This window comes from Jatrophihabitans sp. (assembly GCF_036000465.1).
Lineage (GTDB): Bacteria > Actinomycetota > Actinomycetes > Mycobacteriales > Jatrophihabitantaceae > Jatrophihabitans.
The window spans coordinates 1-22,451 of record NZ_DASYFV010000047.1; the positions used below are offsets into that span (position 1 = coordinate 1).

At 69.6% G+C, this 22,451-nt stretch carries 21 protein-coding genes and 2 pseudogenes; 7 read left to right on the forward strand and 16 right to left on the reverse strand.

Features of this window, described 5'->3' with window-relative positions; all coding sequences use genetic code 11:
• Window positions 1-3,019: nitrate reductase subunit alpha (locus VGN18_RS15540; RefSeq protein WP_349259937.1), on the reverse strand; the 3,019-nt coding region annotated here is incomplete at its 3' end.
• 369 nt (window positions 3,020-3,388) lie between these two features.
• Here VGN18_RS15540 and VGN18_RS15545 point away from each other — a divergent pair.
• Together VGN18_RS15545 and VGN18_RS15550 are read left to right on the forward strand one after the other, a co-directional pair.
• Window positions 3,389-4,561, forward strand: a complete 1,173-nt coding sequence (locus VGN18_RS15545; protein WP_349259938.1) for an MFS transporter — start codon at window positions 3,389-3,391, stop codon at window positions 4,559-4,561.
• Window positions 4,554-5,042: a hemerythrin domain-containing protein gene (locus VGN18_RS15550; RefSeq protein WP_327540618.1), complete on the forward strand. Its 489-nt coding sequence runs from the start codon at window positions 4,554-4,556 to the stop codon at window positions 5,040-5,042. The genes VGN18_RS15545 and VGN18_RS15550 overlap by 8 nt, the downstream gene beginning before the upstream one ends.
• Before the next feature lie 171 nt (window positions 5,043-5,213).
• Here the strand turns inward: VGN18_RS15550 and VGN18_RS15555 are convergent, their stop codons facing one another.
• From VGN18_RS15555 to fdxA, 6 genes and pseudogenes are all read right to left on the reverse strand, one after another.
• On the reverse strand, window positions 5,214-5,960 hold the full coding sequence (locus tag VGN18_RS15555; RefSeq protein WP_327540619.1) for a hemerythrin domain-containing protein: 747 nt from the start codon (window positions 5,958-5,960) through the stop codon (window positions 5,214-5,216).
• An 86-nt stretch (window positions 5,961-6,046) separates the two neighbouring features.
• Window positions 6,047-6,388 carry a LuxR family transcriptional regulator gene (locus VGN18_RS15560; RefSeq protein ID WP_327540620.1) on the reverse strand — a complete coding sequence of 114 codons (342 nt, stop codon included), beginning with the start codon at window positions 6,386-6,388 and terminating at the stop codon, window positions 6,047-6,049.
• A 21-nt stretch (window positions 6,389-6,409) separates the two neighbouring features.
• Entirely contained in the window at window positions 6,410-6,823 is a 414-nt protein-coding gene (locus VGN18_RS15565) for a DUF488 domain-containing protein (protein WP_327540621.1), read from the reverse strand.
• A 41-nt stretch (window positions 6,824-6,864) separates the two neighbouring features.
• The gene (locus VGN18_RS15570) at window positions 6,865-7,368 is read right to left on the reverse strand and encodes a hypothetical protein (RefSeq protein WP_327540622.1); all 504 of its coding nucleotides are present in this window, start codon (window positions 7,366-7,368) and stop codon (window positions 6,865-6,867) included.
• Window positions 7,369-7,548 (reverse strand): annotated as a pseudogene (locus tag VGN18_RS21125) (helix-turn-helix domain-containing protein); the annotation flags it as partial. It abuts the gene before it with no gap.
• Window positions 7,545-7,889, reverse strand: coding sequence for a ferredoxin (fdxA, locus tag VGN18_RS15575; RefSeq protein WP_327540623.1), 345 nt, complete (start codon window positions 7,887-7,889; stop codon window positions 7,545-7,547). The pseudogene VGN18_RS21125 and the gene fdxA, both read right to left, overlap by 4 nt.
• Window positions 7,890-7,983: 94 nt before the next feature.
• Here fdxA and VGN18_RS15580 point away from each other — a divergent pair, with 94 nt between their 5' ends.
• Window positions 7,984-8,562, forward strand: a complete 579-nt coding sequence (locus VGN18_RS15580) for a DUF2249 domain-containing protein (protein WP_327540624.1) — start codon at window positions 7,984-7,986, stop codon at window positions 8,560-8,562.
• A 96-nt stretch (window positions 8,563-8,658) separates the two neighbouring features.
• Here the strand turns inward: VGN18_RS15580 and VGN18_RS15585 are convergent, their stop codons facing one another.
• From VGN18_RS15585 to VGN18_RS15630, 9 genes and pseudogenes are all read right to left on the reverse strand, one after another.
• Entirely contained in the window at window positions 8,659-9,534 is an 876-nt protein-coding gene (locus tag VGN18_RS15585) for a universal stress protein (RefSeq protein WP_327540625.1), read from the reverse strand.
• A 135-nt stretch (window positions 9,535-9,669) separates the two neighbouring features.
• Window positions 9,670-11,343, reverse strand: a pseudogene (gene ctaD, locus VGN18_RS15590) (cytochrome c oxidase subunit I).
• Between the two features lie 295 nt (window positions 11,344-11,638).
• Complete coding sequence (locus VGN18_RS15600) at window positions 11,639-12,226, reverse strand: MarR family winged helix-turn-helix transcriptional regulator (RefSeq protein WP_327540627.1); 588 nt, start codon at window positions 12,224-12,226, stop codon at window positions 11,639-11,641.
• Between the two features lie 31 nt (window positions 12,227-12,257).
• Complete coding sequence (locus tag VGN18_RS15605) at window positions 12,258-12,590, reverse strand: hypothetical protein (protein WP_327540628.1); 333 nt, start codon at window positions 12,588-12,590, stop codon at window positions 12,258-12,260.
• Between the two features lie 148 nt (window positions 12,591-12,738).
• Window positions 12,739-13,851 carry an enolase C-terminal domain-like protein gene (locus VGN18_RS15610; protein WP_414655060.1) on the reverse strand — a complete coding sequence of 371 codons (1,113 nt, stop codon included), beginning with the start codon at window positions 13,849-13,851 and terminating at the stop codon, window positions 12,739-12,741.
• The gene (locus tag VGN18_RS15615) at window positions 13,845-15,422 is read right to left on the reverse strand and encodes a GMC family oxidoreductase (protein ID WP_349259939.1); all 1,578 of its coding nucleotides are present in this window, start codon (window positions 15,420-15,422) and stop codon (window positions 13,845-13,847) included. The genes VGN18_RS15610 and VGN18_RS15615 overlap by 7 nt, the downstream gene beginning before the upstream one ends.
• A gap of 92 nt (window positions 15,423-15,514) precedes the next feature.
• Window positions 15,515-16,228, reverse strand: a complete 714-nt coding sequence (locus VGN18_RS15620) for a gluconate 2-dehydrogenase subunit 3 family protein (protein ID WP_327540631.1) — start codon at window positions 16,226-16,228, stop codon at window positions 15,515-15,517.
• The gene (locus tag VGN18_RS15625; RefSeq protein WP_327540632.1) at window positions 16,228-16,707 is read right to left on the reverse strand and encodes a hypothetical protein; all 480 of its coding nucleotides are present in this window, start codon (window positions 16,705-16,707) and stop codon (window positions 16,228-16,230) included. The genes VGN18_RS15620 and VGN18_RS15625 overlap by 1 nt, the downstream gene beginning before the upstream one ends.
• Before the next feature lies 1 nt (window position 16,708).
• Window positions 16,709-18,505 carry a thiamine pyrophosphate-requiring protein gene (locus tag VGN18_RS15630; protein ID WP_327540633.1) on the reverse strand — a complete coding sequence of 599 codons (1,797 nt, stop codon included), beginning with the start codon at window positions 18,503-18,505 and terminating at the stop codon, window positions 16,709-16,711.
• Between the two features lie 164 nt (window positions 18,506-18,669).
• Between VGN18_RS15630 and VGN18_RS15635 the strand changes: the two genes are divergently transcribed.
• The 4 genes from VGN18_RS15635 to VGN18_RS15650 all read left to right on the forward strand — a co-directional run bounded on the left by VGN18_RS15635 (window position 18,670) and on the right by VGN18_RS15650 (window position 22,448).
• On the forward strand, window positions 18,670-19,200 hold the full coding sequence (locus VGN18_RS15635; RefSeq protein WP_327540634.1) for a MarR family winged helix-turn-helix transcriptional regulator: 531 nt from the start codon (window positions 18,670-18,672) through the stop codon (window positions 19,198-19,200).
• 94 nt (window positions 19,201-19,294) lie between these two features.
• Window positions 19,295-20,302: an SDR family oxidoreductase gene (locus VGN18_RS15640; protein ID WP_327540635.1), complete on the forward strand. Its 1,008-nt coding sequence runs from the start codon at window positions 19,295-19,297 to the stop codon at window positions 20,300-20,302.
• Entirely contained in the window at window positions 20,299-20,691 is a 393-nt protein-coding gene (locus tag VGN18_RS15645) for a hypothetical protein (protein WP_327540636.1), read from the forward strand. Before VGN18_RS15640 ends, VGN18_RS15645 begins: the two co-directional genes overlap by 4 nt.
• Window positions 20,688-22,448, forward strand: a complete 1,761-nt coding sequence (locus VGN18_RS15650) for a glycoside hydrolase family 15 protein (protein ID WP_327540637.1) — start codon at window positions 20,688-20,690, stop codon at window positions 22,446-22,448. Before VGN18_RS15645 ends, VGN18_RS15650 begins: the two co-directional genes overlap by 4 nt.
• Window positions 22,449-22,451: the final 3 nt, after the last annotated feature.

Consider the following 22,451-nt stretch of genomic DNA (forward strand, 5'->3'; position numbering starts at 1 on the left):
ACCACTCCGGCGACGTGATGACGGGGACGGGCCGGGCCTGGGTATCGGCGAAGGTGATCTGCTTGCCCTCGTGCTCGGCGGCCAGATCGGCCAGCCGCACCCCGGTGCGCTTCTCCAGCGTCTCGAATCCCTGGGTCGCCAGGTGACCGTTGGTGGTGCCCGACATGGCGAGGATCGCCTCGCACGCCTGCACGTCACGGGCGATCGACGGGCGGCCGTCGGCGACACCGCCGCGGGTCGTGCCGTTCTTGTGCTTGAGGTAGTCGAGCGCCGTCGAGAGGTCGAAGGTCACGCCCTTGGTCGTGGCGCCGAGGGTCTCGAGCAGCGGCCCGAGCGAGGTCATCTTCTCGGCGATCGCGCCGTAGTCGCGCTCGATGGCGACCAGCTTGGGCATGGTCACGCCCGGTGTCGGGTCGCACTCGCCGAGCTTCCAGTCGCGGACGACGCCGTGCGGGTTGGCCATCGCATCGGGGGTGTCGTGCAGCAGCGGCGCGGCGACGATGTCCGTGCGCACCCCCAGGTGGGTGGCGGCGAGTTCGCTGAACTTCGCGGCCAGGGTCGTGAACGAGTCCCAGTCGGTGCGGGTCTGCCAGGGCGGGGCGATGGCCGGGTTGAACGAGTGCACGAACGGGTGCATGTCGGTGGTGTTGAGGTCGTGCTTCTCGTACCAGGTGGCGGCCGGCAGCACGACGTCGGAATAGATCGTCGTGCTGGTCTGGCGGAAGTCCAGCGTCAGCAGCAGGTCGAGCTTGCCGGTCGGCGCGCTCTCGCGCCACGTCACGTCGCGGGGGCGCGCGCCCTCGGGTGCCTCGCTCGCGCGCACGGCATGCTCGGCGCCGAGCAGGTGGCGCAGGAAGTACTCGTTGCCCTTGGCCGAGGAGCCCAGCAGGTTGGCCCGCCAGATCGTCAAGACCCGTGGGAAGTTCTCGGGGTTGTCCGGATCCTCGCCGGCAAAGTGCAGGGTGCCCGCCTGCAACTGGTCGACGACCCACTCGGCGGCGGTCCGGCCGTGCGCCGCGGCCTCGTTCGCCAGGGTGAGCGGGTTGCGGTCGAACGTCGGGTAGGACGGCATCCAACCCATGCGGGCGGACTTGGCGATGACGTCGGCCGTGGTCATGCCGGCGAACAGCCCGTTCTTCGCCGAGGATGCCGAGGACAGCGTGTCCGCCGCGAAGGGGTCGTAGCGGAACTGGTCGGTGTGCAGGTACCAGTAGGCGGTCTGGATCATCTGCCGGCCGGGCCGGCTCCAGTCCGAGGCCGTACTCAGCACGTTGTAGCCGGTGAGGGGGCGGACCTTCTCCTGACCCACGTAGTGCGCCCAGCCACCGCCGTTCACGCCCTGGCACCCGGTCAGGGTGGTCAGGGCCAAGAACGAGCGGTAGATCGTGTCGGAGTGGAACCAGTGGTTGGTGCCCGCTCCCATGAGGATCATCGACCGCCCGTGGGACTCCTCGGCGTTCGCCGCGAACTCGCGGGCGATGCGGGCGGCGGTGGGTGCCTTCACGCCGGTGATCGACTCCTGCCAGGCCGGCGTGTACGGCTCGTCGGCGTCGTCGTACCCACTCGGCCAGACGCCGGGCAGCCCACGGCGCGCGACGCCGTAGTTGGCGAGCATGAGGTCGTAGACCGTCGTCACCAGATGCCCGCCGACCCGGCGAACCGGAACGCCGCGCTGCAGGGTCGCCCCGGACCCGTCCGGGGCGTCGAAGCGAGGCAGCTCGACGGTCACCGCCTCGCCGCCGAGCGCGGTCAGCAGTGGGTCGAGCTCGCCGAGTTCCAGGTTCCACTTGCCCACGCCCGCGTCGCCGTAGCGGAAGCCCAGCGAGCCGTTCGGTACCACCGGAAGCCCGGTCGCCGCGTCGAGGACGACGGTCTTGAAGTGTGAGTTCTCGGCCGCGGCCTCGTCGCCCCCGAGGTCGGCCGCGGTCAGGAACTTCCCGGGCCGGTACGTGTCGCCGTCGGACTCGTCGAGGATGACGAGGAACGGCAGGTCGGTGTAGCTCTTCACGTAGTCGGTGAAGTAGGGCACCTGCCGGTCGACGAAGAACTCCTTGAGGATCACGTGCCCCATCGACATCGCCAGCGCGCCGTCCGTGCCCGGCGCGGCGGGCAGCCATTCGTCGGCGAACTTGACGTTGTCCGCGTAGTCGGGCGCGACCGCGATGACCTTCTGGCCGCGGTAGCGGGCCTCGGCCATCCAGTGCGCGTCCGGGGTGCGGGTGACCGGCACGTTCGAGCCCCACATGATCAGGTAGCCGGCGTCCCACCAGTCGCCGGACTCCGGAACGTCGGTCTGGTCCCCGAACACCTGCGGTGAGGCCACCGGCAGGTCGGCGTACCAGTCGTAGAACGACAGCATCGTCCCGCCGATGAGGTTGTAGAACCTCGCCCCGGCCGCGTGGGAGACCATCGACATGGCCGGGATGGGTGAGAAGCCGGCGATCCGGTCCGGTCCGTACCGCTTGATCGTGTGCACGTGGGCGGCCGCGGCGAGTTCGATCGCCTCGTCCCAACTGGCCCGGACGAGTCCACCCTTTCCGCGCGCGGACTTGTACCTCTTCGAGCGGGCGGGGTCGTTGACGATGTCGGCCCAGGCCAGCACCGGATCACCCAGGCGGGCCTTGGCCTCACGGAACATCTCCAGCAGCACCCCGCGCACGTAGGGGTAGCGGATGCGGGTCGGCGAGTACGTGTACCAGGAGAACGCAGCGCCGCGGGGGCATCCGCGCGGCTCGTACTCGGGCTTGTCCGGGCCGACGGAAGGGTAGTCGGTCTGCTGCGACTCCCAGGTGATGATCCCGTCCTTGACGTAGATCTTCCACGAGCACGACCCGGTGCAGTTCACTCCGTGCGTGGAGCGGACGACCTTGTCGTGACTCCACCGGTCTCGGTAGAACTCGTCGGCCTGGCGCCCGCCGATCTTGTGCAGCGTCCGAAGATCGGACGACACCGTCGCGTTGGTGAAGAAGCGCCGACTGCTCACCAGGGCGTCCTCGAGGCTTTCGCCCGCGGCCGCGATCCGATCGGACTGGGTGCGGTGCGGGGTGACCTTGTCAGACACGTAATGCCTCTCCGGCGATCCTGCAGGTGGCGTCCGACCCGAATGGACCGTGCCGATGCTCCCACCGATCTTGGGTCGGCGGCGAGGTCTACGGGACCGAACCTAGTTCGATCAAGGGTGTGGGACTTCGGTCCTACGACCGGTCGGGTCAGGACAAAGGGCCCATGCCGCAGGCCGGGCGTCGGACGATCGTCGTATCGGAAGCCGGCCGCCCCACGCCGGGACCTCGACGGCGAGCCCATCGTTGTCAAGTACCGAGGAGCAGCAGTGACGATCGACGCCGAGGTGGCCGACCCGACGCGGCAGCGCGATCGTCGCCCGACCGTGATGCTCGCGATGGCCACGTTGGGTTTCGCGCTCAACTTCTGGGCCTGGGCCCTGCTGTCCCCGCTCGCGCCGAAGTTCAAGGTCGCGCTGCACCTGTCCTCGTTCCAGCAGGCCGTCCTGGTCGCGGTGCCGGTGCTCGTCGGGTCGCTCGGACGTATCCCGGTCGGCGCGCTCACGGACCGCTTCGGCGGACGCGTGATGCTGCCGGCCGTGTCGTTCGTGACCATCGTTCCGGTCCTGTTCCTCGGACTGGCCGGGCACTCCAGCTACGCGGCGCTGCTCGTGGGCGGGTTCTTCCTCGGCGTCGCCGGCACCGCCTTCGCGGTCGGCGTCCCGTTCGTCAACGGTTGGTTCCCGCCGAACCGACGCGGCATGGCCGTGGGTGTGTTCGGCGCGGGAATGGGTGGCACCGCGGTCAGTGCCCTGACCACCGTCAAGCTCGCGGGCGCGCACGGCATGTCCGCACCCTTCCTTCTCACGGCGGGTGCGCTCGCCGTGTACGGCATCGTCGCGGCGTTGATCCTGCGGGACGCGCCGCGTCCGGCCACGACCACCGAGCCGTTCCTCACCCGGCTCGTGGCCACCGCCCGGCTGCCGATCACCTGGCGCGCGTCGGTCCTCTACGCCGTGGCGTTCGGCGGATACGTCGCCTTCAGCGTGTATCTGCCCACCTACCTGAAGACCGGGTACTCCCTCACCCCGGCCGACGCCTCCGACAAGATGGCCGGCTTCGTGCTGATCGCCGTCGTCATGCGGCCCGTCGGCGGCTGGCTGTCCGACCGCGTGCACCCCGCGCGCGTCCTCGTCGGCGCATTCGGCGTCGTCGCCGTCGCGTCGCTGGTCCAGTCCGCCACACCCACGCTGATGCCCGTCGGCACCGTCGCCTTCCTCGCCATGGCCGCCGCGTTGGGAGCCGCGTCCGGTGCCGTGTTCGCCCTCGTCGCCCAGCGGGCTCCGGCCGACCGGGTGGGTTCGGTGACCGGCCTCGTCGGGGCAGCCGGCGGACTCGGTGGATTCGTTCCCCCACTGGTGATGGGAGCCGTCTACGGCAGGTACGGCAGCTACGCCACCGGACTGATCGCGCTCACCGCCGTCGCGGCACTCGTCGCGCTGCTCTCCGTGCAGACCGCACGCCGGCCCGCCTCGGCCTCCCGGACGGTCCAGCATGTGTGAGTACTGCGGATGTCAGGAGCGGGACGTCATCGCGGAGCTGACCGCCGAACACGACCGGCTGCGCGATCTCGCCCGCTCCCTCAATGCGGCGGTGAACGCCGCCGACCTCGCCGCGGCCGGTCGGCTGGCCGAGCAGATGCACGCCGTGCTCGGTCCACACACCGAGGTCGAGGAATCCGCGCTGTTCCCGGCCCTCGCCGCCGACTTCGCAGATCAGCTCGCCCAACTCGTCGCCGAGCACCGCGACATCGACGCCGTCCTGTGCGAGCTGGCATCCGGACAGCCCCAGACCGGTTGGCGGCTACGAACGCAGCTCGCCTTGGCGCACCTGTTCGACCACATCCTCAAGGAGCAGGACGGCGTCTTCCCGGCCGCCCTCGCCACCCTCACCACCGCAGACTGGGACACGCTCTCGGCCGCGCGCGACCGCGCACATCGCGCGACTCGGACGCGTCCGTCGGCCGCCCTCTCGCCCGCGTGACCGTCCCGGCGCGGTGGGGCGCCTGACCTACGATCACCGCGACTCGACACCACCGTCGTGCGCAGCGCCCCGCAGGGCAGCAACGGACCGTACGCCGGACCCGATCTGGACGTCATGATTCTCGTGCTCGCCGGGTCCGGCGAACGCACGACTCCGGCCGCGCCCCCGGTGCTACGGACTCGAGCTCGGTGCCACAGCCCGGCGCTTGATCTCGACCTGCCAGTGGTGCGGACCGCGCTCGAGGTAGGTGACGCCGTAGCCACCGGGATCGACTGCGGTCAGTCGCTGACACAGCGAGCCGAGGTCGTTACTCGAGCCGATCGTGACCGTCTCATCGGTATCGAGACGCAGGAGGCGAGCGAGCACGGCGTCGGCACCTTGGGCGCCGTGCAGTTGGTCCAGGTCGACCACCGGGCCCTCGGTGAGGGCGTACCACTCGTGGGGCTGCGCGCCGAAGCTGGCGGTGGCCGGTGCGTACTCGCCCCCGATGGCGAGCTCGTCCTCGTCCGCCAGGTGCCTTTCGAGTTGGGTGAGCAGGTCGGTCGTGATTGCGGACAGCTGACCGCAGGACGGACCCGAGACACTTCCCGCCGTGGCGGCCGCTTGATCGAGGAGTTCGATCGTGAGCCGCAACTCCAGGTGATCGCGACGCAGCTGGGCGACGACATCAGGGACGTGTCGCACCACGCGGAACAAGAGCCATTCCTCGTCGACCAGCTGCCGCAGGGTCTCGAGGTGGAGGTAGTTCAGTAGCTCGCGCAACGGCGCTTGGGGCCAGCGGCCCTCATCGGCCTCAGAGATGACCGGCTGCGCGCGCGTTCTCACCTCACGCATCAGCAGTGCGTGTTCCTCCCTCAGCGAGGCGCGTTGGGCGCGGAGACCCTCGAGCTCGGAGTTGGATTGCGCGACGCCGTTCATGATCGCTCCTGTGGGGTAGTCGAAGAACTTGTGGTGCTGGTTGTCGCCGCCCCAGTCACTGCCGATGTCGCGCGAAGAAACGCCGGTCACGGCGTGCGCGTATTCACGCCAGTGAGCAGAACAGCCGCGTCGGCCAGGGCGAGCAGGGCGTGTCGCTCGTTCGGGATGATGATCAGGTCGCCGGCCGAACCCTCCCAGACCAACTGGCCGGCACTGACCTGCACCCGGCCGCTGAGGACATGCACGGTGGCTTCGCCCGGACTTTCGTGCTCATGGAGCGCCTGGCCTTCGACGAGCGCAATGACGGTCTGCCGCAGGGTGTGCTCGTGGCCGCCGAACACCGTCTGCGAGCTACGCCCGTTCGACGTTCGCCGGGCGACGTCGAGTTGTTCTCGCGCGAGCGCGGTCAGGGAGCGTTTCTGCGTCATCGGGCTGTCACCTGGGCAATCTCATGGCTGGTTGAGGTGAACGTGGTACAGGGTCGGCCCGCTGCTGGCCTGCCCCCACGACATTCGTTCCGCGAGCACGCGCGCGTGACTCAGCGCCAGATCCTTGGTGGCGGTGAGCAACCAGATCCGGTCGTGCCGGGCGATGGTTCGCAGGTGCGCCACCGCCTCGGCATGATCGGCGTCGTCGAGTTCGACCAGATATCGTTCGCGAAACTCCGCGAGACGCTCCGGACGGTGTCCGTACCACCGCCTCAGTTCGGTGGTCGGTGCGACGTCGCGACACCACTCATCGAGGTCGGCGGTGGCCTTGGTGAGCCCGCGCGGCCACACCCGGTCGACCAGCACCCGGTACCCGCCGCTCGGAGGACGCGCGTCGTAGATGCGGCCCACGTCGATGTGACCGACGCTCGTCATGCTCCACCTCTTCCCAGCGATCGCGCCGGCCCAGGCCGAGATCACGATCGGGATCCGATCGAGGCGAGATGCGCGACGCACAGGTCCGGCTCGACGAATCGCTCGAGGCGGTCGACCGTTACCCGGCCGGTGAGGGCGCCGAGCGCGCCCTGCATCAGACCCAGGTGCAAGGAGCAGATCACGTCTGCGTGGGCGTCGACGAGCTCCAGGAACGGGCAGTGCCGCAGCCGGATCTGGGTCGCGCGCGGCCGGGCGAGGGGTTCGGGTTGGAAACCGAGATCGGCGAGCGCATCGACCACCCGGGTCAGCGCCTCGGACTTGGTCGACTTGCCGCCAGGTCGAGAATCGAGCACCGCGCCTCCCCATGACCGCCCCAGCGCGGTGGCGGTCTTGACGGGGTCACTGGCGCTGGAGGCGAGATGGTCGCTCAGCATCGCCGCCAACAGACGGTAGTTCGAAGGGCCGTTGCGATCCATCGTCCGGCTCAACCGGTACTCGATCGGGGGCCGTCCCGGCCCGCTGCCCTCAGCCGGCAGACGCTCCACGCGGCCGGCCTCGACGAGAGCGTCGAGGTGGAACCGGACGGTGTTGAGGTGCACGTCCAGCTCGGCTGCGATGTCCACCACGGTCAGCGGTGCCGACGACGCGCGAAGGGTGGCGAGAACCATCTCGCGCCGGGCACCGCGGTGCCGGCTCGCAGCCTGCTGATCGCGGCGCGGGGTCATGAACTCTGCGGCGGCAGGGCGGCCACCATCGGTGTGTCGACAGGCACGGCGCCGACCTTCCCCGCGCTCCCGGGCGAGCCGAGGGCACCCTCGCGCCCGGGCAGCACCTCGGAGAAGAACCGCCCGTTGTCCGCCGTGTAGTCGTGCCACGGCTCGGGCACGTCGTCCTCGTAGAAGATCGCCTCGACCGGACACACCGGCTCACAAGCCCCGCAGTCCACGCACTCGTCCGGATGGATGTAGAGCATCCGCGCACCTTCGTAGATGCAGTCGACCGGGCATTCCTCGACACAGGCCAGGTCCTTGACGTCCACACACGGAAGAGCGATCACGTACGCCACAGTGCGGAGTTTACACAAGAACCGATTGTAAGAATAGGATCGATTCATGCCTGAACCCACTACCGTCCGCGGACCTGCGACGCCCGACCTGGACGTGCGCGACGTGCCCAAACCGCAGCGCCATCCACTGATCTTCGCGCGGTTCGCCGAACTCTCCGCGGCGGAGTCGTTCGTGCTCGTCAACAATCACGATCCACGACATCTACGCCAGGAATTCGACCGCGACCACCGCGGCAGTTACGAGTGGACCTACCTCGAGAGCGGCCCCGTATGGCGCATCCGGATCACCCGGCTCATCGAGACCGACCTGCCCCGCGTCCTGTGCAACGTGCAGGACCTGACGCCCGATGACGCCAGTACCGACGACGCGGCCGGAGCGATCTGGGCCCTGGACATCAGCCAGCGACACCTCGACGCCAACGTCATTCACCTACAGCCGCACAGCGGGATCGAGATGCACGCCGGACCTCACCTCGACGTCCTGGTGTACATCCTCACCGGCAGCGGTCTCCTGACGACCGAAACGGGCACCGTGGCTCTCGGGTCCGGGATGCTCGTCTGGCTGCCACGCCGATCTCAACGATCGTTCACTGCCGCAGCGACGGGCCTCAGCTACATCACCGTGCACCCGCGCCGACCGGCGCTCACGATCGGCAACGCTTCGACTCGCTAGCTCAGGCGGGCCCCTCGCCTGACGGCCGGACTGCGCGCAAGAGGACGACGAGCGCGCGTGGCGTGCGGACGTGCTGAAGGGCGCCTGCCGCCGGCGTCAGATCAGCAGATGATCGCCGGGGACTCGGCTCGAGGCTGTCGGAACGAGGGCGAGAGCGCGGATGTCGCCTTCGTCGACCAGCTGAGCCCATCGACGCACCGAGTGATTGCGCTGAGTCCCTCCGACTACGACAAGGGGCGCCTCGGACAGAGGCGCTTCGCCGTCCAAGGGCGCGCCTGGTGCAACGGCGCCGCTGAGGTGAACGCCCACCGTCGCCGCCCGATACGCAACCAACAAGTCGAACAGCCAGCATTCCGCCGCATGACGCTCGGTGCGCCCGTACTCGGATCGACGAAGACCGAGCTGCACGCGGATCGGGCAACGTTCCCGCCGGGCGTGTCGGCACGCCCACGCGAGTACCTCTTCGGCCCCGTGTCGCGACTCCAGGACCACGACCACCGCAGACGTGGCCGGCTCTACGCGCGTGCGCACGCGGAGATGCTTCGACACCACCACAACCGGCGCCGAGGAGCACCGGGCCAGCCGGGCAACGCCAGAGCCCCTGAATCTCGATCCGGTGCGATGAGAACCGATAACGATCGCCTCCGCATTTCGGCTGAAGGTTCCGAGCACCGATCCGACGTCACCGAGGCAAACCCGCCCGCTGACCGGCACGCCGGGAAAGAGGACGCGCAGCGCACGAGTCGCCTCGGCCACGGCTTCGGCGCCGTCGTCGTGGACCCGGGGATCGACGTACACGCCGTTCATTGCCGCGGCCACGCTGATCGAGTTGCACCGGCAGACATGGATCAGTTCGACCGTTGCACCACGTCGTTGTGCGTCGCGGCCGGCCCAGATCGCGGCGTCGATGCCCTGGGCGGCTCCGTTTACCCCGACAACGATGGGCCGCGGCCGCCGGCGGGACTTCCTCACAGCGGCGCCCGGACATCGGGCCCGTCGACGGCGAACCGCCGCTGACCATGGCAGCGCGGTCTCGGGGCGGGGCACCAGCCATGATCGCCCGCTTTCCCGCGCGTTGACGCGACAGCACGTCGCACGGGAGCGTCCTCACTCACTCGTCGGCACCGACGCCGGGTCGCTCGATCGCGCAGGGCCCGAAGCGAACGACGCGCGACGCCCCGCGTGGGCCTCCGCATCGAGTCGGCCGATGAGATGCGGGTAGTGGGCCTCGAACGCGGGCCGCTCGGAGCGGATGCGCGGGATCGAGGTGAAGTTGTGTCGTGGCGGCGGGCTGGTCGTGGCCCATTCGAGGGAGTTGCCGAAGCCCCAGGGGTCATCGGCGGTGGCGATCTCGCCGTAGCGGTACGAGCGGTACAGGTTCCACGCGAACGGCAGGACGGACGCGCCGAGAACGAACGAGCCGATCGTGGAGAAGGTGTTGAGAGCGGTGAAGCCGTCGGTCGGCAGGTAGTCGGCGTAGCGGCGCGGCATACCTTCGGCGCCCAGCCAGTGCATGACCAGGAAGGTCATGTGGAAACCGATGAAGGTCAGCCAGAAGTGGACCTTGCCGAGCTTCTCGTCGAGGTAGCGGCCGGTGAACTTCGGGAACCAGAAGTAGATGCCGGCGTAGACGGCGAACACGATGGTGCCGAAGAGGACGTAATGGAAGTGGGCGACGACGAAGTAGGAATCGGCGACGTGGAAGTCGATCGGCGGGCTGGCCAGGAGCACGCCGGTGAGACCGCCGAAGAGGAAGGTGACGAGAAAGCCGATGGAGAACAGCATCGGGGTCTCGAAGGTCAGCGATCCACCCCACATGGTGCCGATCCAGTTGAAGAACTTGATCCCGGTGGGTACCGCGATGAGGAAGGTCATCAGGGAGAAGAACGGCAGCAGGACGGCTCCGGTGGTGAACATGTGGTGAGCCCACACGGTGAGCGAGAGCGCGGCGATGCCGAGGGTGGCCATGATGAGGCCCTTGTAGCCGAACACGGGTTTGCGACTGAACACGGGGAAGATCTCGGTGACGATGCCGAAGAACGGCAGGGCGACGATGTACACCTCGGGGTGGCCGAAGAACCAGAACAGGTGTTGCCAGAGGATGGGGCCGCCGTTGTTCGGTTCGAAGACCTGCGCTCCGAGATGCCGGTCGGCATAGAGGACGAGCAGGGCGGCGGTGAGGATCGGGAAGGCGAGCAGGATGAGCAGGCTGGTCACCAGGATGTTCCAGGTGAAGATCGGCATCCGGAACATCGTCATGCCGGGTGCCCGCAGCGTGATGACCGTCGTGACCATGTTGACGCCACCGAGGATCGTGCCGAGGCCGGAGATGGCCAGGCCGAGAATCCACAGGTCGGCGCCGGCGCCGGGCGAGTTCACGGCGTTGGTCAGCGGCGAGTAGGCGTACCAGCCGAAGTCGGCCGCGCCGCCCGGGGTGATGAAGCCTGACACGGTGACGATCGCACCGAACAGGTACAGCCAGTAGGACAGGGCGTTCAAGCGCGGGAAGGCGACATCGGGTGCGCCGATCTGCAGGGGCAGCACGAGGTTCGCGAACGCGAACACGATCGGGGTCGCGAAGAGCAGCAGCATGATCGTGCCGTGCATCGTGAAGAGCTGGTTGTACTGCTCCTAGGACAGGAACTGGCGCCCTGGGCGGGCGAGTTCGATGCGCATGAGCAGAGCCATGACCCCGCCGAGCGCGAAGAACGCCAGGGACGTGACCAGGTACATCCGTCCGATCATCTTGGGATCCGTTGTCCGCAGCATGCGCGCGAACATCGCGCCCTTCGCGTGGTGCGGATCGCTCGCGGTCCGACCCGGCACGGGCATCGGCGCGGATCCCGCCCCCCGGGTGCGACCGGGTGGTTCCACGACTCGGGTCATCAGGTCACCTCTCGCTTTCATGCGCCACTACAAGCATTGCGTTCTGCAATCGTACGCGCAAGGGAGATGTCGCCGGTTAGTCATGACGCACGAGCGAGAACTGACGCCCGGACACCCCGATCGGGCGGGGCTCCTGACCGCGTCCGGGCCGCCGGCCAAGGTGTACCGACGACCGACGTCGTTTGCGGACCTACCAGCCGATGACTGCGACCGGGTCCGACGCGTGCGGTTCTCCGGCGGCGTCGGCGAATGCGGTGAGCGCGCGCACCAGGTCCTCGCGCTGGGTCGAGGGCATGCTGCGGACGATCCGCGAGATGGCCGCGCGGCGCTTGTCCATGACCTGTCGGGTGAGTTTGCGACCGGCCGCGCTCAGATCGATCACGACCTCGCGCCGATTGTCCGGGTTGTCGTGACGGGTTACCAGACCCGCGGCCAGCAGTTTGTCGATCATCCGCATCGCCGTCGACGCATTGACCCCCAGGCCGTCGGCCAGGCCGTTGAGATTGGTGGCTCCGCGGCTGTCGAGCACGACCAGAGTGCGGAACTGGGTCAGGGTGAGGGAGTCCTCCGTGTCGGCCAGCGATGCGGCCGACACTCCGACCAGCACGCGGGATGCCGTCAGTACCGCAGTGACGAGGCGATCGACCTCGGACTCGCCCGCGCGTCGACGCGGGGCGGAGGCCGTCGTTCGACCGCTCACCGGCACTGGATCCTCTCGACTCATCGCAAACCTTGCAGTAGACAAGTTCGGCGTATCGACAAGACCATAGCTCGTCACTCGCGGTCGGCGCGCACACGATGGAGCGGACCTAACTGCGTCGGCTCCGGGCGCCGACGGCGGCTGACACGGCGTCGACTTCGCCCCGGCGAAGTGCAGCCCGCGGTGTCTCGCCGTCGAGGCCATCATTGGGCAGGATGAGCCAGGTCAGGAACTCCGCCGTCGTCCCGGGGAATGTGCGCCTCAGCTGCCTCAGCCCGGGCAGGACACCCCCCGGCAATTCCTCGGCCAGCTGCGGCGAGGGAATCGGTCCGTACAGATCGTTGTCGATCGTCAGCAGGTCGCCGCGTGCGATCGACTCGAACACGGACTCGACTCCGACCCCGATCAAGGCAGCCGCCTCGTCGGCTCGCAGCAGCCTCATCGCAGACACCCCGGATTCGACCGCATGACCCTATCTTTGCATGCAGCAACGGTCATCAGCCCGAGATTGCCTCGCCGGGAGGGTTCTCGCTGACCGCTGGGCGTGGTGCGAGATCGCGTCCGCCTCGGCCCACTGCGAACCCGGGCCGTCAGTCGGTGCGCCATCGGGCTGCGCGCGGGGACAGCAGCATGCCATGGCCGTGGACGTCGCCGCGCGGGTGCAGCGCGCCCGCGCGTACGGCGGGGGTGCCGTCGACCACCAGCGGCTCGAGTCGGGCGTGGTCGACGAACCACTCCACGTGACGCACGTTCGGTACCGCAGCGGCTACGAACGCGTGAAGCGACGGGGCGCAGTGCGCCGAGACCTGCCGATTGCCGGACTGGGCGAGAGCCGCGCCCTGCAGCCAGCCGGTATATCCGCCGCAGCGAGTGGCGTCCAGTTGCATGCAGTCGACGACCGGAAGCAGGGCAGCGACGTCGTGGAGATCGGCGGCGTACTCCCCCGCGGCCACATCGCAGCGCAGGGCGTCGCGCAGCGTGGCCAGCCCGGCGGTGTCGTCGCTGCTCACCGGTTCCTCGAACCAGGTGACACCGTGCTCGTCGAGTGCGGCGCCGATCCGTCGTGCCTGGCCGATGCTGTAGGCGCCGTTGGCGTCGACCATCAGTTCGACGTCCGGGCCGGCGTGCTCGCGGAGTCGGGCTACGCGGGCGAGATCTCGCGCCGTTCGGGTCCCCCAGCCCTCACCGATCTTGATCTTCATGGCGGTGCAACCGGACGTGCGCCACTGCTCGACCTGCTCGGCCAACTGGTCGTCGGTGAGAGTGGTGAAGCCGCCCGACCCGTAGACCGGGACGTGGGTGCGGCAGCGGCCGAGCAGGGACGTGAGGGGTAGGTCGAGCAGCCGGGCTTTGAGGTCCCACCAGGCGATGTCGACCGCGCTGATGGCCTGCATCACCAGGCCGCGGGTGCCGAGGTTGCGGCACGCCTGGCGCATCGCGGTCCAGCCGGCGGTGATGTCGCAGGCATCCCGGTGCAACACGGCATCGGCGAGCTTGTCGTGCACCACGGCCGCAGCCGCCGGGCTGCTGTAGGTCCAGCCCAGCCCGGTCCGGCCGCCGGCCTCGAGGGTGACCGCGACAGCGGTGGTCGAGTCCCACCGGAGGGTGCCGTCGGCCTCCGGCTGCGGCGTCGGGAAGGTGTAGGTGGCCGTTCGAACGGCACTGAGGGACGGCTCGGCACCTCGGGCGGCGGCGGTCACGATGTCTCCGTCTGCGACTCGGCGAGTCCGCGGCGGCCCTGGCGGACGAGCCGGGCGGCGGCGCGTGCGGCCAGGGCCATGATGGTGAGCGCGGGGTTGGCGGCGCCCTGCGTCGGCAGGGTGCTGCCGTCGACGATGTAGAGGTTAGGGACGCCGAAGACGCGGTGATTCGCGTCGACGACACCGTCCTCGGCCCGCGCCGCCATCCGGGCCCCTCCGACGAGGTGGGCGTAGCGGTCGATGGTCATGACCTCAGTGGCTCCCGCGGCTTTCAGGATGGTCTCCATGGCCCTGGTCGCGGCCTGGGTGAGTTGTCGGTCGTTGTCGCACAAGCTGTAGGCGAAGTGCGCGACCGGAAGGCCGTGGCGGTCCTTCTCGTCCGCCAGCGTGACTCGGTTGTCGGGCTGCGGCAGGTACTCGCAGAGGGCACCGAGGGTGGCCCAGTGGATGTAATCGCGCATGTATTCGCGCAACGGGGCACCCCAGTGACCTTGGGCGGCGACGTGTTCGGCCCACGTGATCGGTAGCGGGCTGACGTTCTGGATGGACCAGCCGCGCTTGTAGGGCTTGGTGGGGTCGGTCTCGTAGAACTGTTCGGTGGAGACCTCGGGTGGTGGCGATTTGTACATGCGGATCTCGTCGTCGAACCGGCCGGCCGTCTGCGGGGCGCCCTGCACCATGAGGTAGCGCCCGACCTGGTCGTGGTCGTTGCCCAGACCGCTCGGGTAGCGGTCGGTGGCCGAGAGCAGCAGCAGCCTCGGCGTCTCGATGGAGTAGCCGGCGACGGCGACGGCGCGAGCGCGCTGGTAGTGCTCGCGGCCGCCGCGCAGGTAGGTCACCCCGGTGACGCTGCCGGTGCGGTCGTCGATCACGATCCGAGTGACGTGGGAGTCGGGGCGGATCTCGGCGCCGTGGGCGAGCGCGTCGGGGATGTGGGTGATCAGGGGGCTGGCCTTGGCGTTGACCTTGCAGCCTTGCAGGCAGAAGCCTCGATAGATGCAGTGCGGTCGGTTGCCGAAGCGGCCGTTGGCTATGGCGACCGGGCCGACGCGGGCGTCGATGCCGGCGGCCTTCGCGCCGCGCAGGAAGATCTGCCCGTTGCCGCCGACCGGGTGCGGCTGGTGGGGGTAGGTGTGCGGGTCGCCCCAGGGCCAGTCTTGTCCGGCGACCGGCAGTTCCTGTTCGATCGCTGCGTAGAAGGGTTTCAGGTCGGCGTAGGAGATCGGCCAGTCCGCGCCGACCCCGTCGCGGCTGCGGGTGGCGAAATCCGACGGGTGCAGGCGGGGCGTGTAGCCGGCGTAGTGGACCATCGAGCCGCCGACACCGCGGCCGGAGTTGTTGGACCCGAGCGGTACCGGGTCGGTGCCGCCGATCTGGCGCGGTTCGGTCCAGTACAGGGTGTGCGCGCCGCGTTCGTCGGACACCCAGTCGGTGTCGGGGTCCCAGAACGGTCCGGCGTCCAGGCACGCGACGCGCCAGCCGGCGCGGGCGAGGCGTTGCGTGAGGACGCCGCCACCGGCTCCGGCGCCGACCACGACCAGGTCGACCTCGTCGCCGTCGGCGTAGCGGCGCATGTCCGTTCGCAGCCGGTGGTCGGTGCGCGCGCCGTCGGTGGGCAGCAACCAGGCGGACTCGTTGCGGGATCGGATGTCGGCATCGTTGCTTCTCACGCCGGCCTCTCTCGGCCGGTCAGGCGGTCATGGTTGTGGCGCTCCTGCTCGACGCGCGCGGTGAACGGGAGCGGATCCACCGCGCGGAGTTCGGCGCCCTCCCATCGATCGCGGGCGTTCACCCCGGGGTTGAGGTAGCCCCGCGGGTAGGCCGGGCCGGGGAAGCCGATCTCGTTCCACGCCCAGGGGTGGGAGTAGAACGCGGTGCAGACGTAGCGGGTCCACAGGCTCCAGATGTGTTTGGCCGGCCACATGTGCCAGCGGCCCTGATCCGTGACGCGATCCTGAACGGCTTGGAGCAGCGCCGCCTGCTCGCTCGGGACGAGATGGGGAAAGCTCCGCCCGGAGTGGGCGTCGCGGGCATCGGAGTCCAGCGCGTCGAGGCTCTCGCGCCAGGCCTGGGCGTCCTCGGGCAGCTCGTCGTAGTGCCACCCGTCGGTCTCGCCGACGGCGAGGCGGTGGTCGATGAGCGTCAGCACGGGGACTCGGGGTTCGGCGTCCTGGGCCAACAGCAGATGGGTCAGGGGTGCGGCGACGGCGACTTCGGCCGGGGTGAAGAACGCGAATTCGCCCGGCGGGGCGAGTCGGGCCAGGACCACGCCGGCGGTGACGTCGTCCCACACGTCGACGCTGTCCAGGACGTCGAAGCCGGGGAATCGGCCCCGGCGTTGCGGGGTGACGGCGCGCTGGTCAGGGCTGCGATACCCCATCAGGAGCGCCCGGGGTCGGAGGGGCGCCCCTCACGGCGCAGCACTGCAGCGAGCAGTCCCATACCGCCGACGAGGGAGGCGAGCAGCGGAGCGAAGGGTGGTGGGCCGCCCTCGAGGTTGTAGCGGGTGATGCCGCCGGGGCGTTGGGCGATGCCGCGCCAGTGCAGGTAGGTGCCCTGTAGGCCGTTCACCACGATCGCGGCCGACGTGAGCGGCAACACCGTGTGCGCCGCGCGGCGGGAGAAGACGGCGGCGACTCCGGCCGGGACGGCGGTCGGCACCACCACGACCGGCCACCACATCATCTTGTTGCCGAAGCTCGCGCCGTCGTGAGACAGGTAGATTTCCCCGGCGGTAACGGTCGCCCCGGCTGCCGTCAGCGCGGCGAGGGTGCGCTCGAAGCGACCCGTCCGGACGTCGTGAAGCGCCGTGCCGAGCAGAGCGGCAGCGGCGGCGGGTCGGCGGCGGGACCGCGGCACGTCACTCACTCTCCGTGCGGTGGGGAAGGTACTGCTGAACCTTCTGTTTGAGGCCTTGTTTGGCGAAACCCCAGGTGTCCTCGTCGCCGTGCAGGACCGCGCCGGCCAGCGACTTGATCTGCTCGAACGTGGCGTGCGGCGGGATCGGCGGGACGTTCGGGTCGCAGCGCACGTCGAGCACGGTCGGCCTGTCCGCGGACAGCGCCTCGTCCCACGCCTGGGCGAGCTGCTCGGGTGTGTCGATGTTGTGACCGGCCAGGCCGAGGGAGCGAGCGAAGGCGGCGTAGTCGACGTCGGGCAGGGTCTGGGATTCGGCGAACTTGGGGGAACCTTCCATGGCCCGCATCTCCCAGGTGACCTGGTTGAGGTCGTTGTTGTGCAGGACGGCGATGATGAGCCGCGGGTCGGCCCACTGCTGCCAGTAGTGCTTGATCGTGATCAGCTCGGCCAGGCCGTTCATCTGCATGGCGCCGTCGCCGACGAAGGCGAGAGTCGGGCGGTCCGGGTGGGCCCATTTCGCGCCGATCGCATACGGCACGCCCGGCCCCATTGTCGCCAACGTGCCGGACAGCGAGCCGCGCACATTGCCGCGGAACTTCAGCACGCGGGCATACCAGTTCGCCGAGCTGCCGGAGTCGGCAGCGATGACGGCGTTGTCGGGCATCCGTTCGGACAGCTCGTGGAAGATGGTCAGTGGGTTGACCGGGTCGGCGTCGAGCGTGGCCTGTCTTTCGATGGTCGACCACCAGTCGGCGACGTCGGACTCGATCTCCTCCCGCCAGCCGCGGTCGGCCTTGCGTGACAGCAGTGGGATGAGCGCCTGCAGCGTTGTCCTGGCGTCGCCGACGACATTGAGCTCGTAGGGGTAGCGCATCCCGATCCATTTGCCCGAGCGGTCGATCTGGATGGCGCGGGCCTGATCGAGTTCGGGCAGGAACTGGGTGTACGGGAAGTTGGAGCCGACGGTCAGCAGCGTGTCGCAGCCCATCATCATCTTGTAGGAGGCGGTGGTGCCCAGCAGGCCGATCGAGCCCGTCACCCAGGGCAGGTCATCCGGTAACACGTCCTTGCCCAGCAGCGCCTTGGCGGCGCCGGCACCGAGCAGCTCCGCGACCTGGGTCAGCTCGGCCACGCAGTCACGGGCGCCTTGCCCGACCAGCAGCGCCACCCTTTCCCCCGCGTTGAGGATGCCTGCGGCCTGCCGCACCGCGCGGTCGTCCGCGCGCGGGGTCACGCTGGTCATGCCTACGCTGGAGGGCACCTGCTTGAACGCGTGCCCTGGCGCCTCGTACTCCAGTTCCAGCACATCCGAGGGAATGATGATGCAGGTGGGAGCGTGCTCGCTCTGCGCGATACGAATGGCCCGGTCGATCAGGTTCGGTAGCTGTTGCGGGACGGTGCACATCTGCACGTAGTCGCTGCACACGTCCTTGAACAGGCTGAGCAGGTCGATCTCCTGCTGGTACGACCCGCCCATCGCCGACCGCTCGGTCTGGCCCACGATGGCGACGACCGGGACGTGATCGAGCTTGGCGTCGTACAAACCATTGAGTAGATGCACGGCACCGGGTCCGCTGGTGGCGACACATACCCCGACCTGACCGGAGAACTTCGCGAAACCCACCGCCTCGAAAGCGGCCATCTCCTCGTGCCGGGCCTGGACGAACTGCGGCTCGTTTCCCGCCCGTCCCCACGCTGCCAGCAACCCGTTGATGCCGTCCCCGGGGTAACCGAAGACCTGTGCGACGTTCCATTCGCGCAGCCGGGCCAGCAGGACGTCGGCGACGGTGTCCGCCATGTGCTTCTCCCTAGGTCGTTCATCGATGAACCAGACAGCCGCGCAGCCCGTCACGTCGACGACCGCGCTCGATGGCCGAGCGCGCAGCCACCGATAGCCTTACCCTGCAATCCTGTGTCCTAACAATCTTTGCATTTTGCAATCAATGCAGGCAGGATGGGTCCATGCCCGAGGACCGCCGCTTCCGTCCCGATGCCGTCGGCGGGTCGCCCGACCGGCGTCGAGGACAGGGGGTGATCGATGCCGAGATCGACGCAGTGCAGGCAGCCTGTCGCGTGCTGGTGGCGATCAGTGCGCAGTCGATCGCCGCGGTTGAGGACGAGGTGGACCTCGCCCAGTTCCGGGCACTCGTGGTGATGGCCGGTCGCGGATCTGTGTCACTCGGCGAGCTGGCCGTTGCGGTTCGTCTACACCTGTCCACCGCGAGCCGAATGTGCGATCGCTTGGTAGGTCTGGGCCTGATCGACCGGACGGACGATCCGCACAATCGTCGGCAACTCGTCCTGACCCTGACGCGGAAGGGAAGCCGTCTCGTCGCGGACGTCATGAGCCGCCGTCGAGCCGCGCTCGAACCGGTCGTGCGCCGCCTGCCGCCCGACCGCCGCTCACAACTTGTGTCCGTGCTTCGGGAGTTCTCCCAAGCCGGGGACGAACCCGCCGACACCGATCTGTGGTTCATGGGCTGGGCCACCTGAACCAGCCCGCTGCCCCCGCAACGGCCGCCGGCCGTCGCCCGTCCCAGTCGCCCCCTAGGGACGACCCGATCAAGAGCCCTCGAGGAGTTCAGCCATGCCAAGAACAGTTGTCGTCACCGGAGCGAGTGGGGGGATCGGCCGCGCCAGCGCGGTTGCCTTCGGAGCCCGCGGTGACACCGTGGTGCTCATCGCACGGGGCCGCGTGGGCTTGGAGGCGGCGGCCCGCGACGTCGAGCGGGCCGGCGGTCGAGCGATCGTGATGCCACTGGACGTCGCCGATGCCAAGGCGGTCAGCGGCGCGGCCGACCAGATCGAGGCCGACATCGGCCCGATCGACACCTGGGTGAACGTGGCATTCACGTCGGTGTTCGCTCCGTTCGACCAGATCGAGCCCGATGAGTACCGACGGGTGACCGAGGTCAGTTACCTCGGCTACGTCTACGCCACCATGGCGGCGCTGAAGCACATGAAGCCGCGCAACCGCGGCACGATCGTGCAGGTCGGCTCGGCGCTCGCCTATCGCGGGATCCCGCTGCAGAGCGCCTATTGCGGGGCCAAACATGCGATTCAAGGCTTCCACGAGGCACTGCGGTGCGAGTTGTTGCACGACAAGAGCGACGTGCACGTGACGATGGTGCAGATGCCGGCGGTGAACACCCCGCAGTTCTCCTGGGTACTGTCCCGGTTGCCGCGGCACGCGCAGCCGGTGCCCCCGATCTACCAGCCCGAATTCGCGGCCCGCGGCGTCCTCCACGCGGCCGACCATCCGCACCGTCGGGAGTACTGGGTCGGGTCGAGCACCGTGGGAACCCTCGCGGCGAACGCGGTCGCGCCCGGCGTGCTGGACCGCTATCTGGCCTGGACCGGGTTCAAGGCCCAACAGACGGCGCAGCGGCAGGATCCGGACGCGCCGGTGAATCTGTGGGACCCCGCGGACGGGCCGGACGGGCACGACTTCGGCGCCCACGGCATCTTCGACGCCCAGTCCGTTTCCCAGGACCCGCAGTTGTGGGCGTCCCACCACCACGGTCTGCTCGGCACCCTCGCCACCGTGGCCCTCGGTACCGGTGCACTTACCGCCCGGCGGTGGCACCGCCGATGACCGCCACCAAGACCGGCGGCACCTGCCGCACTTCCCTCGCCGTCGCGCTGCCCGCGGCGCAGGCTCTGCTCGGGGTGGCCCTGCTCGGCCGACCGGGCCCGTTCGGCCGCGCGCTGAGCGGCGCCGCGGCGACCGCACCGCCGCGCTCGGTCGTGCGGCTGCTGGGCTTCCGGCTGCTCGTCCAGGGGGCGGCGACGCTGGCGCTGCCCGGCCCGGAGGCCATCGGGGTCAGCGCGGCGGTGGACGCGACCCACGGTGCGAGCATGCTGCTCGTCGCCGGGGTCAGCCGCCGTCACCGGCGGGCCGCCCTGATCAACGCCCTCGTCGCGTTCGGGTCAACCGCCGTCTCGGCGAGACTCGCCACCGCACACCGGGGTTGGCGGTCATGACCGCACGAGCGGGTCATCCGTTCGACGACATCCGGCCGCACGTCCTGCGGGAGTACGCGCTGCTGGCCGACGGCGAACGAGCCGCGGTGGTCGGTCCGTCCGGCGACGTCGCCTGGATGTGCGCGCCCCGGTGGGACAGCGGATCGGTGTTCAGCACGCTGATCGGCGGCCACGGCGGCTACGCCGTCACCCCGGCCGAGCGCCACGTGTGGGGCGGCTACTACGAGGAAGGGTCGATGATCTGGCGCAGCCGCTGGATCACCGACCACGGTGCCGTCGAGTGTCGCGAGGCCCTCGCCTACCCCGGCGACCCGCACCACATCGTGCTGCTACGCCGTATCCACGCGCTGGACGCCGCAACAACCCTCCGGGTCACCCTGCAGCCACGCGCCGGCTACGACCAGGACCCCCTCACCGACGTCCGCCTCCGGGCCGGCATCTGGACCGGACGCTGCGGTGAACTCGCCGTGCGCTGGACCGGAGCGCCCGGAGCCCGAGCCCGGCACGACGGTGAAGTTCTCGGCTTCGAACTCCATCTCGACGCCGGCCAGCACCACGACCTCGTCCTGGAGATCGGTGAGCACCCGTTGCCCGGCGAGCCGGCCGACCCGACCGCAGCCTGGGCCGCCACCGAGGCCGCGTGGCAGCAGGCCGTACCGCCCCTGCAGGACGTGCTGAGCCCGCACGACACGCGCCGGGACTACGCCGTCCTGCGCGGGCTCACCGGTCGCAGCGGTGGCATGGTCGCCGCGACCACGACCAGCCTGCCCGAGCGCGCCGAGGCCGGCCGCAACTACGACTACCGCTACGTGTGGATCCGGGATCAGTGCTACGCCGGCCAGGCGGTCGCCGCCGCGGACCACCCGCACCCGCTGCTCGACGACGCCGTGTCCTTCGTCGCCGAACGCCTGCTCCAACACGGCGGCGAGCTCGCGCCCGCCTACACCGCGGCCGGCGACCCGGTGCCCGACGAGCGGCATCTCGGACTCCCGGGCTACCCCGGTGGCGGGGACGTGGTCGGGAACTGGGTCAACCAGCAGTTCCAACTCGATGCCTTCGGCGAGGCGCTGCTCCTGTTCGCCGCGGCCGCCGGTCACGACCGTCTCGGCCGGCGTCACTGGGCTGCCGCCGAAGTCGCGGTGGCGGCGATCACCGCCCGCTGGACCGACCCCGACGCCGGCATCTGGGAGATCGACGACCGACCGTGGACCCACAGCCGGCTGACCGCCGCGGCCGGCCTGCGGGCCATCGCCGCGGCGCATCCGGATCCGGCCGCCACGGTCGACTGGCTGGCCCTCGCCGACCACATCGTCGCCGACACCGCCGCGACGTCGTTGCACCCCGACGGGTACTGGCAACGCTCCCCGGACGACCCGACGCTCGACGCGGCCCTCCTGCTCCCCGGCCTGCGCGGCGCGGTGCCGGCCGACGACCCGCGAACCGTCGCGACCCTCGACGCGTACCTGGCCCAACTCACCCGCGACGGTTACGCCTACCGCTTCCGCCACGACGACCGCCCGCTGGCCGAGGCCGAGGGATCCTTCCTCCTGTGCGGCTTCCTCGTCGCGCTCAGCCTGCACCAGCAGGGCCGGTCGGTCGAAGCGCGCGCCTGGTACGAGCGCACCCGGGCCGCCTGCGGGCCGCCGCAGCTGTTCAGCGAGGAGTACGACGCCGTGCAGCACCAGATGCGCGGCAACCTCCCGCAAGCCTTCGTCCACGCCCTCGCCATCGAGACCGCGACCCGCCTCGCGACCTAGCAC

Excerpts from the sequence above, each read along its gene's own strand:
- VGN18_RS15545 (WP_349259938.1), top strand. The coding sequence starts at position 3,389 with ATGCTCGCGATGGCCACGTTGGGTTTCGCGCTCAACTTCTGGGCCTGG.
- VGN18_RS15550 (WP_327540618.1), top strand. The coding sequence starts at position 4,554 with ATGTGTGAGTACTGCGGATGTCAGGAGCGGGACGTCATCGCGGAGCTG.
- VGN18_RS15555 (WP_327540619.1), bottom strand. The coding sequence starts at position 5,960 with ATGAACGGCGTCGCGCAATCCAACTCCGAGCTCGAGGGTCTCCGCGCC.
- VGN18_RS15560 (WP_327540620.1), bottom strand. The coding sequence starts at position 6,388 with ATGACGCAGAAACGCTCCCTGACCGCGCTCGCGCGAGAACAACTCGAC.
- VGN18_RS15565 (WP_327540621.1), bottom strand. The coding sequence starts at position 6,823 with ATGACGAGCGTCGGTCACATCGACGTGGGCCGCATCTACGACGCGCGT.
- VGN18_RS15605 (WP_327540628.1), bottom strand. The coding sequence starts at position 12,590 with ATGAGGCTGCTGCGAGCCGACGAGGCGGCTGCCTTGATCGGGGTCGGA.
- VGN18_RS15615 (WP_349259939.1), bottom strand. The coding sequence starts at position 15,422 with ATGCGCCGCTACGCCGACGGCGACGAGGTCGACCTGGTCGTGGTCGGC.
- VGN18_RS15620 (WP_327540631.1), bottom strand. The coding sequence starts at position 16,228 with ATGGGGTATCGCAGCCCTGACCAGCGCGCCGTCACCCCGCAACGCCGG.
- VGN18_RS15630 (WP_327540633.1), bottom strand. The coding sequence starts at position 18,505 with ATGGCGGACACCGTCGCCGACGTCCTGCTGGCCCGGCTGCGCGAATGG.
- VGN18_RS15635 (WP_327540634.1), top strand. The coding sequence starts at position 18,670 with ATGCCCGAGGACCGCCGCTTCCGTCCCGATGCCGTCGGCGGGTCGCCC.
- VGN18_RS15640 (WP_327540635.1), top strand. The coding sequence starts at position 19,295 with ATGCCAAGAACAGTTGTCGTCACCGGAGCGAGTGGGGGGATCGGCCGC.
- VGN18_RS15645 (WP_327540636.1), top strand. The coding sequence starts at position 20,299 with ATGACCGCCACCAAGACCGGCGGCACCTGCCGCACTTCCCTCGCCGTC.
- VGN18_RS15650 (WP_327540637.1), top strand. The coding sequence starts at position 20,688 with ATGACCGCACGAGCGGGTCATCCGTTCGACGACATCCGGCCGCACGTC.